We start from the raw sequence: 13,371 nt of genomic DNA, 5'->3' as shown, positions 1-13,371 counted from the left end.
GCGGGCTACGTTTGTATATTCTATTGATATGTCGTTGCTAGCTATTGCGCTGCATCGGCGATATAGGCTTGGGTATCTTGTGGCTGAAACACATTGACGTTGGCTTCAGCAACCACCTCTTGATTGTGGAGGATTTGGCAATCAAACACAGCTAAACCAGACTCTTCTTGATATAAACGAGTCACTTTTGTTTGGTAACTCTGGCCCAGTTTAAATTGGCTGATATGCATCTTAAGTTTACGGCTGCCAAGCAAAAATCCGACTCGAATTATATCATTGCGTAAATGTGCTTCAACGCCAGCTAGCGCGGCAATGCTCTGCGCCATATATTCAATACCTACGTAGTTGGGGACACCATTTAAGCGAGGATCAAAGTATGGGCTGGCCGTCGATACATCAGTTTGCGTGAGTAAGCTATCTTGGCTGTACTCAAGCAATTGGCTAATCAAAATCATTGGGTCGCGATGAGGGATAAACTCAGCAACATCACACTCAGAAAGTTTGGTTGGATCAAACATTTTGGTTTATCCCTTGTGGGTCATTAGCTAATTGAGATTCTGCGGCACTGAGCTTGCGACTTAAGATCAGGCTGGCATTGCTGCCACCAAAGGCAAACGAGTTACTCATTACATGCCGTATCTTGGTCTGCGTAGCTGAGCTGACTAAAGGTAAGTTAGGATCGTTAGTATCGCGTTGATTATCCCATACTTGGGGCGGTAAATATTGCTGGCGGTTGTAGTCGCTAAGTAGCAAATAGCAAAATGCCGCTTCTATTGCCCCTGCTGCGCCCAGTGTATGGCCGGTAAGCGGCTTGGTCGAGCTACAAGCTGGCAGATTTTTACCAAATACTTGCTGTACCGCGCGGCTCTCCATAGCGTCGTTTTTAGGCGTCGCAGTGCCATGCAGGTTGAGGTAATCAATCTGCGAAGGTGATAAGCCTGCCATCGTTAGTGCGGCTTGCATGGCTGCAATCGCGCCGCGCCCTTCAGGGTGTGGCGCCGAAATATGGTGCGCATCGCTCGACTCACCAAAGCCGCTGAGTACGATAGCAGCATGTTCAGTAGCCGCTTTATCTAGGCACACCCTTTCCAAGGTAAACAACGCGCCGCCTTCACCAATATTTATCCCATCACGGTTTTGGCTGAAAGGCTGGCAATGGCCGCTAGATATTGATTCCAGTGAGTGAAAGCCGTTCAGAGTGAGCTGACAAAGAGTATCAACGCCACCAACGATCACCATATCGCATACGTCCGCGTTAATTAAGCGAGTCGCGCTGGCAAACACTTTTGCACTCGATGAGCACGCAGTTGATACGGTATAGCAAGGGCCAGTTAGATCTAAATAAGCCTGCAAGAATTGACTAGTATCGCCGAGCTCTTGTTTGGCATAGTCATAATCTTGGGGAAATTCGCCCTGACTCTGGTGCACACTAAGTGCCTGTTCTCCGGTGGAAATACCCGAGGTACTAGTACCAATAACAATACCTACCCGCTGGCTACCATAATCTTGCTTGGCTTGTTTAACGCTAGACTCAATCTGCTGCGCAATAAGCAAGGCTAACTGATTATTACGGGTGTCGAACTGCGCGAGTTGTTTAGGTATTTGAGGTAATTCAAAAGGAATTTGGCCGACTAATACAGAGCGTTCAAATAGCAAGTCATCACGCCATTGCATGCCATCGATATTACCGGCAACTAAGTTGTCGAGCACAGCTTGCGGAGTTTGCCCTATCGGCGTGCATAAGCCTAAATGGGTTATCGCAATTGGCGTTGTTGAGTTCACTTAAATGTCCACCACGTAAGAGTTATATCGGGCTGATATTGAGTTTAAAGTCGGCTGCATCAATCGTTAGCTCAACATTGGTTTGCCACTTATCTTGTTTACTATTGTCGCTAGCGTGATAGCGAATGGCAATAATCGGTAGGTTGTTATTGCTGTTCTTATCGGCATCTGGGCTATTTTTGCTATCACTTTGCTCTGTAAAAAGGCCACGGCATAAGTTTGCATCGCACTGATACGGACGTATAACCGCACCTTGTAAATGGCGATTGACGCTATCATCGGGCCAGTAAATTAATTGCATTATCGCGAGCAGATACTCAGCTTTAAATTGCTCGCCCATAAAAGTACTCTGCTCGCTTACCAGCGTATAATCATCATAGGTCAGCGTAAATAGCGCTTGCCCTAACGGAGCTAGACCCACCAATGTTAGGTTTTCCTGAGTTAACTCTAGCTGAGTGAGCAGTTCATGTTGCTGGTCCTGAGTGCGAATGGTCGCTTTTTGGGTTGCGCTGACTGTTTGCTGTTGAGGTAGTGAGTCTGCAACAGGCGCTAAGCAATATCTGACATCGCTTGCCAGCTCAACGCAGGTTTTACGCTCCAACGTGTGGCTGCAAGCACTGAGTAATAGTGCAAAAACTATGATGCCAAAATGGCGATTTAGCTGCGACATAGTTCAACAACCATATCTAAACGACGCTTAGACTCACTGACAAAAGGGTTTTGATCATCCCAAGCATAACCCGCCAGAATAGAGCAGATCATCTGTTTGATCTTTGGATCTGGATCGTCAAAAAAGATCGTATCTTGAAAGCGGCAATCGTACCAAGCTTCAACGTAGGTTCTAAATGTGTCGACTCCCTTCATTAATGGTGTAGCGTAATCCTGTTGCCAATCCACTGTCTCGCCATTTAACTGCTTAAGCAGTGTTTTAGCCGCCATTGATGCTGACTGCATAGCGATGGTGACACCAGATGAAAACACCGGGTCAAGAAATTCGCCGGCATTACCCAGTAGGGCGAATTTGTCAGTCGCTAGGGTTTTGACGTTGGCTGAGTAGCCTTTTAATAAGCCAGATTGATTAATTAACTCTGCATTCGCTAGCAGTTTCTTTAAGCCTGGCTCCTGGTCAATCATGATTTTAAGTAGCTGATCTAAGTCGCCATCGAGGCCGTTTTCTACCACGGCTAATTGATGAGGCTCACCGACTACGCCAACCGAGCAACGACCATCGCTAAATGGGATCAGCCAGTACCAAATATCTTGGTTATCTGGGTGGACACTAATTAATATCTTATTACGATCAAAGTTTGGGTCGCTAATGTTGTCGCGAACATGATTAAACACAGCGCTACGGGTCGGCAGTGTCGATGGTTTTTCTAGGTCGAGTAGGCGTGGCAGTACTCGGCCAAAACCACTGGCATCGAGGATAAACTTAGCCTTAATAGTCTGTGTTTGGCCTTGTTCATTGCTGATTTCAAGACTCGGTTCGCCGCTTAATGCGACCGAGTGAACTGTGTGGCCATAACGAATATCTACGCCTTGCTTACAGGCTTCATCGGCGAGCAATTTATCAAATGTGGCGCGCTCAACTTGAAACGTAGTGCCTGGGCCTGGGCTAAATTTATCGGTAAAGTCAAAGGTTGTGTATTTGTCTTGGTATCTAAATGCGGCGCCATTTTTAAATTGGAACCCTGCTTGATTGACCGCTTCAAGCATATTGGCCTCGGTAATGACCTGCATACAACAAGGCAGCAAGCTTTCACCAATCGAAAAGCGCGGGAAGTGCTGCTTCTCTAATACCAGAACCTTCTTGCCTTGGGCGTGTAGCAGACTAGCGACAATACTACCCGATGGTCCAGCCCCTATAATCGCAACATCTACCGTTTCGGTAGTGCATTGTTCGACGTCATTCTGAACTGAGGTTGCACTCGACATTAAAGGGGATTCCTTGTGAAATTTTGAATAAATGGCGCCAGTAAAAAGGTAAAGCTAATACCGAATAACAGTGTCAGCCCGAAGGCATTTATCGCAGGTGTTTGGCTAAAAGCCAGTAAGCCAAAGGCAAGTATTGTTGATATAGCCGACATAAAGACCGCCATCATTACGCCTTTAGATTGTTGGGTCGATTCGGCAAAAAATAAGCTGTAATCCACGCCAATACCAAACACCAAAATAAGTGCTAAAGCATGAAAAAGCGTGAGTGGGTTATTGAGTAAGCCTAAGCTTGCCAGCGTCAGTAATGCGGCTAATGCGGGCACAGCAACCACTACTGCTGCGAGCTTCAAGCCAAATCTAAAGCTAAATATAACACCTGCAACCACTAAGGCGATGGCGAGTAAGGCTAAAGTGAGTTGGCGGTAATGGCCCATCACTCTTGATATGTCATCAACTTTATCGACTAGCTGAACATTGGCATTATCTGTAAATAGTGCGGCGACACGATTAAGTTGTTTGATACCGCCAAGCAGCACGATTGCACCATAGCCTGAATCATCTTTTATATCAGCGGCAAGCCAAAGTGGTTTAAAGCTTACTCCTGCTTGATGGTTTAAGAAGCTGGCGGCGCTAATAAACTCTGAACCAGCCGCCTGATAGGCGTATATCAATTCTGGTTTTATGTTGTCATCTAAGCCTAACGTGGCAATGATTTCATCTAAATGTTGCAGATAAATCTGCCCTTGCAACTGATAGTTTAGCTGCTGCTGTTTCTGACTAGGCAAGAATCGACTTAAGCTTAAATGGTTACCAATAAGGTTATCTTGCTTAGCTTGTTCTAGTATCGGCTCAAGCTCTGCTAAATGCTGTTTTACTTGCTCTTCTGTTGCTGCCGTAACCAGTAGAAACTGATTATCAGTGCCACCACTGAGTAAGGTGCGAAGCTGATTTTCTTCTGCTTGAATATCAGTGGGCGTGTGTTGCAGCTGGCGAATATCATCATTGGCAGTGAGCCTTAGCAAGCCCGTTAAAATGAAGATAGTGACGCCAAGAGAGAGACCCATTTTTGCGATTAGGCTTCTAGGTGTAAAGCGGTTAAGCATAAAGCCTTGATAGCGACTCGCTAGATTTAATGCTTGATTAGCATTGTTTAACGGCTGACTAGCAAGTGTTGGGTAGGCCAATACTAAGGTTAAGTATGCGCCGAGTAGCCCAGCTGCGCAGAAGACGGCAACTTGTTGCATCCCAGGGAAAGGTGCGAACCCCATGGCACTATAGGCGATAGCGCTGGTAATTAGAGCCAGAGTTATTGCGGCAAAGATACGCTTAATCACCTGCTCACTAGTATCACTTGGGTGAGTTAAGCGTTCACAGTAATAGTGAAAACAGTAGTCGATAGAGATCCCGATAAGGCTAGTACCAAAGACCAAGGTCAGTAGGTGCAGCTCACCAAATATCAGGGCTGTGCTAACCACGGCAAATAGTAAGCTGGTACTGACGGTGACAACGGCTATCGTCAGTGGCATTAAAGAGCGAAATGCTAGCCACACTAAGCTAATGACCCCAACGAGTGATAATAGCCCTATGCTGGACACTTCTTTTTTCGCGTTATCGGTTGCGGCTATGGCATGAAACAGTGCGCCAGCTTTGATGATTTCAATTTCTTTAAATTGCGATTTAGTGGTATTGAAGGCCAACGTTAGTGCGCTTAACTGTTGTTGCTGAGCATTAGGATTAAACGCGCTGTCACTGCCCTTAGCCATAACAATTGCCGCATAACGTAGTGGTTGATTGTTGCTTGGCGCTATTGTTGCGATGAGCACGCCTTGCTTGACTGTCAGTTGTTGCGATGGGGCAAGGGCTAACAAAGAATCAGGGTATAATAGTAATGGATCGCGGCTCAGTAGTTCACTGTTGGCGTAACTAAAAGCGTTATAGAGCTTTTCTAGTGCGGCTTGAGTCAGTTGTTGCCATTGCCCCTGTTGCAATAGCTGTTGCTGAGAGAGAGTTAATAGCTGAAACCTGTGGTTAAAGTAATACTGGTTTAGCGCGTCAGCTTGCGCCATATCGGCGCTGCTGATATTGATAAATGCGGGATCTTTGCTATCAAGCTGTTTGAGGGTTTGAATTGTTAGCTTGGCTGCGTTAATGGCAGATTGTTCATTGTTACTGATGAGGCCTAAATAAACGCGATTAGCTAATTGTTGCTCGACCTGATCCATTGCGCGCTGAGTGATGGGGCTTTCGCTAACCTTAGGCAGCATAGCTAAAATATCACTTTGTACCCGAGCACCGCTTTGCCATAGGCTAAAGCCAGTTGCGATCGAGGCGAGGATTAATGCAAGCCACAGTATAAATCTTAACTTGGCGGTCTTTTGGCTTAATAAGGCACACAGGCTTAGATTCATTATGGCGCGGTGCCCACAGAACTAGGCTCATAACGCGCTTTGTCTTGAGAGCTTAATGGGCTTTCGTCCAGCGCTGAAAACTCGATCTGACTGCGATCACCGTTGGCACTATATAACACCAGAGTTTGAATTTGTTGTTTACCAGCTAGCACCATTTTAGGTAGAGCTTTTGCGAGCATTGGGTCGATGGGCTTTAGCCCAAGTTGCCATTGCGCAGTTGGCTCAACGGTCGTATTTAAGTCTATACCCGCTTCGGTTGCTAGAGGTTTGCCATCAAGATTAAGACTTAATTCAAAGTGTTGTTGCAGTTGATTAATGTCACCACTGAGTAATGCACTTAATAGCTTGGGCATGATATCACTCATCATATTCGCGCTACCGGCTTGTTCTGCATGGTTAACGTTAATGTTACCTTGGCTATCAATTTGAATAAGCTGCTTATCTTTCAAGATCAATGTGCTAGCAAAAGGACTGTTTTGCTGCCAAATAATTCCAAGATCTTTAGAGAAGATAAACTCGCCTTGGCTAACTAACGGCTTTTTGAGCACCTTTAAATAGCGGTATTGGCTAAAGCTACCTTTGGTTTGCGCGCTTGGCGATAATTGCTGACTCAAGTTAAGTAAATCAGCGTTATTAGCAGGCTTATTAAAAAGTTCGCTATAGCTAGCTTCTGCGCTATCTGCTGCAAAGCCGCTGCCACTTATTAATAGAGGCAGCAGGGCTAATATTAGGCTGAATATATACTTCATTAAGGCTGCTCTGATTGCTGACTTTTAGCGGCAATTAAATGGGCTATTTTTTGCTGGAATATATCAGGGGTAACAAAGCATAACTCTTGAGTTTGCATATCGACGGCGGCCTGTATGGTGTAACCCTTAGTAATACGTTTACCTGTTTTAACATCAAGTACTTGGTAGTTGATCTTAATGCGGTTCTCCCACTCAACTAAGGATGCCTTAACGGTGACAAGCTGCTCGAAGGTACTCGACTGCACGTACTTTATCTGCACGTCGACAATCGGCCAGCTATAACCCGAGTCTTGCATGGCGCGGTAACCATAGTCGATTTTATCCAGCAGTTTACAGCGTACTAATTCAAAATAGCGCAGGTAGTTACCATGCCAAGTGATCCCCATCGAATCGACATCGTGAAATGGAATTTCAACTTCCATTTCAGCATGTAAGATACCTTTCATTAGCAGAGTCCTCGACTGATATCTTGATGATGTTCTATAAACAAAGCGTTACCATGCCAACCGATATAGCCCATCGAATCGACATCGTGAAATGGTATTTCAACTTCCATCTCTGCATGTAAAATGCCTTTCATTTCTTTGCTCCCTGGTCATAGCTATGTAAGGGAAAGTTCTTAATTACTTTCCGCATACTTCCCAATAACCGCTTTGGATCTTGTCCACGGTTGAGCGCAGTGTTTGCTCTAGGGGTCTGTCTTCGGTCAGTAGTTCAAAATCGGCTTCAACTTGAGCCAGCGTATTGGCTAAAGAAGGGGTGATAGAGCTCTCGACTAACTCCTGCTGGGCGATGCGTAAGCGAATACCTTGAGACATGGCCAGTAACGCTGCGGCAGCAACTTGTTCAGTAAGCTGTAATACGCGCATACAGTCGCGAGCAGAGATAGTCCCCATGCTTACCTTATCCTGGTTGTGGCATTCGGTAGAGCGTGAAAATACACTGGCTGGCATAGTGTTTTTCAGCGCTTCAGCTGTCCATGCCGATACACCGATTTGTACCGCTTTAAAGCCATGGTTAATCGCTTTACGGCTGCCCGTTGCACCAGACAAGTTAGCGGGTAAGCCATTATTGAACTTTTGATCCATTACCAACGCCATTTGGCGGTCAATAAGATCGGCAATATTGGCAACGGCATTTTTCATCGCATCCATCGCGAAAGCAATATGACCACCGTAGAAGTGACCACCATGCAGAATATGTTCGCCTTCACCATCAACAATCGGATTGTCGTTGGCGCTGTTTAGCTCAGTTTCAATAAACTGGCGCATAAACGGCAGGGCATCTTGCAGTACACCAATGACGTGCGGGGCGCAGCGGATCGAGTATCTGTCTTGCAGTCTGTCAGAGTTACGCGGATGGATATGGTGATTTAAGTCTTCACGGATCCAAGCTGCTATCTGGTTTTGCCCTGGGTGAGGCTTCGCGGCAAACAAGATATCGTCAAAATGATTTGAGTTACCTTTTAGGGTAAGTGATGCCATGGCGGTAATACGGCTAGCAAGGCGTGTCATATATTGGGCACGATCATAAGCTAAGCAGGCAAGGGCCGTCATAACGGCTGTGCCGTTCATCAGTGCTAGACCTTCTTTAGGACGTAGCTTAAGCGGCACGATATTAAGTTGTTTATAAACGTCGCTAGTGGCACGTCGCTCACCTTGATAAATCACATCGCGCTCGCCGATTAATACTGCGGCTAGGTAAGACAGCGGCGTTAAATCACCGCTTGCGCCAACAGAACCCTCTTCAGGGATCACCGGAGTGATATTCAGGTTTAGTAAGGTTTCTATACGCTTAAGTAATTCATAAGTGACACCAGACTTACCGACTGCCAGTGAGCTCAGTCGGCAAGCCATTACCGCGCGCGCTTGCATTGGCGATAGGATTTCACCCATGCCGCAGCCATGAAAACGAGTCAAATGCAGCGGGAGCTCATGGACTAAATCTAAACCTACAGTAACGGTACAAGAGTCGCCATAACCTGTGGTAACGCCGTACACTACGCCTTCTTCTTTTAACAGGCTGTCAATAAACAGCGCACCCTTTTGAATGTAGGTTTGGTATTCGGCAGTTTGATTCAACTTGGCGGTAGCGCCTTTAGCAATTGCGACCACATCTTCAAGAGAGAGACTGTTGTAGCCAAATTCAACCGTTTTAAGATTAGCGTTATGGGTCGTTTGTTGGGTCATTTTCTTGCTTGTCCTTTGGGATCACCTGTATTACTACTGCAATCACTATTTTGTGCATTAGCGCGCTGGAACTCTTCGTCTTTGCGCCAAAAATCGTAAAAATTAAACCATTGCAGTGGCTCATTAAGCGCAAAACGCTCCAAGCGGCTGCTAAATTCTTTAACGGCGAGTTCGAGTCGTTCGCTTCGACCTGATCTTGGGCCTTTTAAGGTACTGGCAAAGTGTTCTAAATGTACGTGATAACGGCCATTTTGGCGCAAACAAAACATGGTATAAACCGGGCAATCTAATAGACCTGCAAGAATAAATGGCCCTTGCGGGAACGGTGCTTGCTCGCCTAAAAAGTCTTGATAAATCACTCTTCCAGCGGTTTGTGATGAGGTTCTGTCACCCGCAATCACCACTAACTCACCATTTTCAATTTTTTGCTGCAGCAACATTGATGTGCTTGGGCCCAGCTCTGTAACTTGAATCAAATTAAGTGAGCTATCTGGGTTGAGTTGCTTGAGGACTCTATTGAAATTCTCGGCATTTTGAGTCAGCACCATGACGTTAACTTTGACTTGGCGCTGGTGGATCGAAATCGCTCTGCACAGCTCTAAATTACCTAAGTGCGAGACCAGTAACACCGCGCCCTGACCTGCTAACAATTGGTTAGCGAGCATCTCTCGATTAGGAAAGTCGACTTGTTCGAGTTTGATGCGATCGCACCATGCATCGATTCTATCGAGGGCTGCATTACCGAAGGCAAAAAAGTGCTTAAGGCTATCGCGCCAGCTAATTGGTTCACCTAGCTGTGGATGATTAGGCTGCTTGGCTTTGACGTGAGTTAAAAATTGCTTCGAAGCACTGCGAGCCGTTGTGCCGGTTAAATAGAAATACACGATCACTGGATACATAATGGCACGACATAACCAATGTCCGCCTAAGCGATAGCTTTCAGCGATTAGCTTTATGCCCCAATAACTGCCACGCTCAGTCATGCTAGACCAATGTTTATTTTGGTTAGAGCCTGCGAACGATTGCTTTAATTTCTGAAACAAGTTTTTAGGTTGACGCAGTAACATGCCAAAGAACAGTTTGCTGTGCATGACAGAAATACGCACGTTATCCTTCAAACCTTGAAAGTGACTAACGCCATCTTCAGGGTAAATAACTCTAGTTGGGAGGTGGATAACTTTTACGCCTTGCCAGTAAAGGCGCACGAGCACTTCGATATCAAAGTCCATACGTTCGCCTAAGGCATGGCTTAGAAACAGCTTTTCAGTGGCGGCTAAGGGGTAAATGCGAAAGCCGCACATGGAGTCTTGAATGTCAAAACTTAGGGTTTCTATCCACACCCAAAAGTGGGTGATATAGCGGCCATATAAACGGCCTTTGGGTACAGACTCATCGTATTGTGGTAAACCTGAAATCAAGGCTTCTGGCGCCGATTCAGCTTGCTTAATCATTGCCGGAATATCATCTAAGTCGTGCTGGCCATCAGCGTCAACTTGCAAAGCATGAGTAAAGCCATCGGCATAAGCAGTGCGCAGACCAGTCATAACCGCCGCGCCTTTGCCACGATTGAACGGATGGTGCAGTAGAGTTACCCAATCGTACTTTTCAGCGAGTTCAATCAGTAAGAATCGAGTTTCATCATCGCTGCCATCGTTAACTAAATAGCAAGGCAGCTCAAAACTCGCTAAGCGCTCAAGGGTTTTCTCGATAGCGCCGCGATGATTATAGTTGGGGACCACTAGAGCAATACGCATTAGCTTGCGCCTGTTGTTTGGTCTGTGTCTAGCACAGTATTTAAGGCTATGCGGCCTGAGGCGAAGCGTTTGTCGCCATCGCTGTAGGCAAATACCAGTTTAGCTTTTGCGGCATTATGGCTAATGCTTAAATCAACTTGAGTGCCAGGCAGCATTAACTGCTGAAATTTGAGTACTTCTAACGTGGCGACATCTACGCTATAGCCAAAATGTGCGCAGCCGAGCTTTATCGCCCAGTCGAGTTGGGTTACACCGGGCAATACTGGTTGCTCGGGGAAGTGACCGTTGAAATAATTAAGGTCTGCGGCGATATCCAGACGCCAAGTGGCGCTATCTGTATCGCTGCTCTGGCTAATAATGGTCGGCAGAGTCGATATAATCATTTGCTTTTAAACTTATCTATGTCGAACAGAGCAAGCATGGTGGCGTGTACCCGTTTACCTTGTTGATCTAACGGTAAGGCTTCTGTGTAACGCCAACGTCTTGGTAAAGTCACGCGTTCAAATTGGCTGAGTAAGTGATTTTTCAGTTGGTTATTGAGTGCTAGCTTGCCGTGTTGCTCTAATTGCAGAATGCCCTCTTGAGACAGCTCAATGGCTGCGCCAAGTTGGACTCGTGGTTGCTCTAGCATTAGCAAAGCCGCTTTAGCCACAAAAGGATGGCTCTCAAGTAATGACTCCATCTGCACCAGTGACAAACGCTTTTCTTCGACTTTAATAATGCGATCTAAGCGACCTTGCAATGAGAAAGTGCCATCTGAATTCAAGCTAATTTTGTCATCACATTTTAACCAATCATTATCCGGCAGATACGGCGACTTGAGTAGCAGCGCGCCATCTACTTGGTCTTGCTCGATAGCGATAGATGCAAAAGTCTGCCAACTGGCATTTTTCTGATGTTGGCTACGGTAGGCTATGCCACCGGTTTCAGTACTGCCAAAGACTTCAATCGGTGGCTCACCATAACAGTTTGCTACCGCTTTAGACGCTTCAAAGCTCAATGGACCACCAGAGCTAAAGACTAGGCTTGGCGCGCGTAATTGCGGTTCATTGTCTAGTGCGTCGGGTAGACGAGAAAGTTGTGCAGGACTACTGATCAAACATAAGTTTGGAAACAGGTTTGCGTAGTAGCTTAGGGTTTCAGGGTACTCGACTAAATCGCTTAAAAATGGGCGGCTAGCCGCCAATGGCCAAAGTACTTTAAACAGTAAACCGTAGATATGCTGATGCGATACAGTCGATATTACGCTGCAATGGGGCAGGTGTTGAGCAAAAGTATGCTCAAGTACACTGACTTCGGCATCAAGCTGCTCTATTGATTTCGCGACACGTTTAGGTTTTCCGCTGCTACCAGAAGTAAATAAAACTAATTCGCCCCAAGTCTCGGTTTGCGGCCAAGTGCTAGCTGGTGGGTAGAGATCTTTATCTAGGCGTAAAAAAGCTTTGCCTTCACAGATGGGCATATTGGCAATGATGCCATCGAACTCATGGGTCAATTCACTTAAGGTGCCCGCTTGGGTATTGGCAGGTAGAATAATCTGTTTTCCAGCCAATAAGCCGGCGCAAAGGCCTACAGCAAATAGATCGCTGCTTTCGCTGCTGAGTAACCAGCGCTTGGCATCTGAATCTTTGAGTTGTTGATAGAGCTGAGCGACTTGCGCGGTAAAGACTCCACCCGTGACAATATCGTGATGATTAAAGCTGATTAACTGCTGCACCGCCGGGCCTTGGCGTAGCCAAGATTTAAGTAGATTCGTCATGACTTTTTTAACCAAATTGTTCGATATAACCATTCACCACCCAGTAACGATCCGATAAGCAGATACGCAATGAGCCCGTTATAAAGCGTCCATGTTTCGATACTGGTATAAAGCGCGGTATACAGCGCCATCAGGCCATTAAAAATAAATAGCCCACACCAAATTAGAGTGACCTTGTTGAGGTAACTAATTGCCTCATCTGGTAGATCTGGCTCTTTTAATCTGGCGAGCCTTTCAATCATACTGGGACCATGCTTTAACGAATAAGCAAATAAAGCCAGCATAGTGAGGTTTATCACTACGGGGTAAAACAATAGCCAATCGTTCTGTTTAGCAATAAAACTGCCAGCAGTAAGCCCAATCCCTACGATAATTGGTAACATCAAAGCTTTTACTTTTTGCTGCTGCAGTAACAGCCTGATAATTAAAATGGCACACAACGCGAGAGCTATGCTGCCAGCTGGCAAATAGTGCAAACCAAAGTAAACTGCCAGTGGATAGGCGATAACCACCAAGCTTGTCACTATTTGCAGAAAAAGCCGCATTAGTCTTTAACTAAGCCTTCAATTGCTGAAACCACATCATCAACGGTTCTAACCGCTTTAAATTCTTCTGGCTTAATCTTTTTGCCAGTCATTTGCTGCAGTTTAATCACCAGATCAACAGCATCGATGCTGTCGAGATCGAGCTCTTCATACAGTGAAGCTTCTAAAGTGATATCATCTGCATCGATTTCAAACTCATCGACCAAGATTTGGGTCAGCATTTCTAGGATCTGTTCACGACTTTGCATAA

General features: G+C 45.9%; 14 protein-coding genes. All 14 read right to left on the bottom strand.

Annotated elements, in window-relative coordinates; all coding sequences use genetic code 11:
* Nucleotides 1-41: 41 nt before the first annotated feature.
* From L2747_RS15730 to L2747_RS15670, 14 genes are read right to left on the bottom strand one after another with little or no spacing between them, the layout of a single operon-like run.
* Complete coding sequence (locus L2747_RS15730; protein ID WP_248999960.1) at nt 42-518, bottom strand: hotdog family protein; 477 nt, start codon at nt 516-518, stop codon at nt 42-44.
* Complete coding sequence (locus L2747_RS15725) at nt 511-1,782, bottom strand: beta-ketoacyl-[acyl-carrier-protein] synthase family protein (RefSeq protein ID WP_248999959.1); 1,272 nt, start codon at nt 1,780-1,782, stop codon at nt 511-513. Before L2747_RS15725 ends, L2747_RS15730 begins: the two co-directional genes overlap by 8 nt.
* A 22-nt stretch (nt 1,783-1,804) precedes the next feature.
* Nucleotides 1,805-2,452, bottom strand: a complete 648-nt coding sequence (locus L2747_RS15720; protein ID WP_248999958.1) for a DUF3261 domain-containing protein — start codon at nt 2,450-2,452, stop codon at nt 1,805-1,807.
* Nucleotides 2,440-3,717 carry an NAD(P)/FAD-dependent oxidoreductase gene (locus tag L2747_RS15715; RefSeq protein ID WP_248999957.1) on the bottom strand — a complete coding sequence of 426 codons (1,278 nt, stop codon included), beginning with the start codon at nt 3,715-3,717 and terminating at the stop codon, nt 2,440-2,442. Before L2747_RS15715 ends, L2747_RS15720 begins: the two co-directional genes overlap by 13 nt.
* Entirely contained in the window at nt 3,717-6,125 is a 2,409-nt protein-coding gene (locus tag L2747_RS15710) for an MMPL family transporter (RefSeq protein WP_248999956.1), read from the bottom strand. The genes L2747_RS15715 and L2747_RS15710 overlap by 1 nt, the downstream gene beginning before the upstream one ends.
* The gene (locus tag L2747_RS15705) at nt 6,125-6,874 is read right to left on the bottom strand and encodes an outer membrane lipoprotein carrier protein LolA (protein WP_248999955.1); all 750 of its coding nucleotides are present in this window, start codon (nt 6,872-6,874) and stop codon (nt 6,125-6,127) included. The genes L2747_RS15710 and L2747_RS15705 overlap by 1 nt, the downstream gene beginning before the upstream one ends.
* Nucleotides 6,874-7,320 (bottom strand): acyl-CoA thioesterase, encoded by a 447-nt coding sequence (locus L2747_RS15700; RefSeq protein ID WP_248999954.1) that lies wholly within the window; start codon nt 7,318-7,320, stop codon nt 6,874-6,876. The genes L2747_RS15705 and L2747_RS15700 overlap by 1 nt, the downstream gene beginning before the upstream one ends.
* Nucleotides 7,320-7,454 (bottom strand): hypothetical protein, encoded by a 135-nt coding sequence (locus L2747_RS21435; protein ID WP_283107307.1) that lies wholly within the window; start codon nt 7,452-7,454, stop codon nt 7,320-7,322. The genes L2747_RS15700 and L2747_RS21435 overlap by 1 nt, the downstream gene beginning before the upstream one ends.
* Nucleotides 7,455-7,497: 43 nt before the next feature.
* Nucleotides 7,498-9,063: an HAL/PAL/TAL family ammonia-lyase gene (locus tag L2747_RS15695; RefSeq protein WP_248999953.1), complete on the bottom strand. Its 1,566-nt coding sequence runs from the start codon at nt 9,061-9,063 to the stop codon at nt 7,498-7,500.
* Nucleotides 9,060-10,817, bottom strand: a complete 1,758-nt coding sequence (locus tag L2747_RS15690) for a glycosyltransferase family 2 protein (protein WP_248999952.1) — start codon at nt 10,815-10,817, stop codon at nt 9,060-9,062. The genes L2747_RS15695 and L2747_RS15690 overlap by 4 nt, the downstream gene beginning before the upstream one ends.
* Nucleotides 10,817-11,200, bottom strand: a complete 384-nt coding sequence (locus L2747_RS15685) for an ApeI family dehydratase (RefSeq protein WP_248999951.1) — start codon at nt 11,198-11,200, stop codon at nt 10,817-10,819. The genes L2747_RS15690 and L2747_RS15685 overlap by 1 nt, the downstream gene beginning before the upstream one ends.
* Complete coding sequence (locus L2747_RS15680) at nt 11,197-12,576, bottom strand: AMP-binding protein (protein WP_248999950.1); 1,380 nt, start codon at nt 12,574-12,576, stop codon at nt 11,197-11,199. The genes L2747_RS15685 and L2747_RS15680 overlap by 4 nt, the downstream gene beginning before the upstream one ends.
* The gene (locus L2747_RS15675) at nt 12,573-13,121 is read right to left on the bottom strand and encodes a COG4648 family protein (protein ID WP_248999949.1); all 549 of its coding nucleotides are present in this window, start codon (nt 13,119-13,121) and stop codon (nt 12,573-12,575) included. Before L2747_RS15675 ends, L2747_RS15680 begins: the two co-directional genes overlap by 4 nt.
* A complete protein-coding gene (locus L2747_RS15670) occupies nt 13,121-13,369 on the bottom strand; it encodes an acyl carrier protein (RefSeq protein WP_248999948.1) in 249 nt (82 codons plus the stop codon). The genes L2747_RS15675 and L2747_RS15670 overlap by 1 nt, the downstream gene beginning before the upstream one ends.
* Nucleotides 13,370-13,371 lie beyond the last annotated feature (2 nt).

The organism is Shewanella marinintestina (genome assembly GCF_023283845.1).
Taxonomy (GTDB): Bacteria; Pseudomonadota; Gammaproteobacteria; order Enterobacterales; family Shewanellaceae; genus Shewanella; species Shewanella marinintestina.
This window is presented reverse-complemented; position numbering and strand designations above follow the sequence as displayed.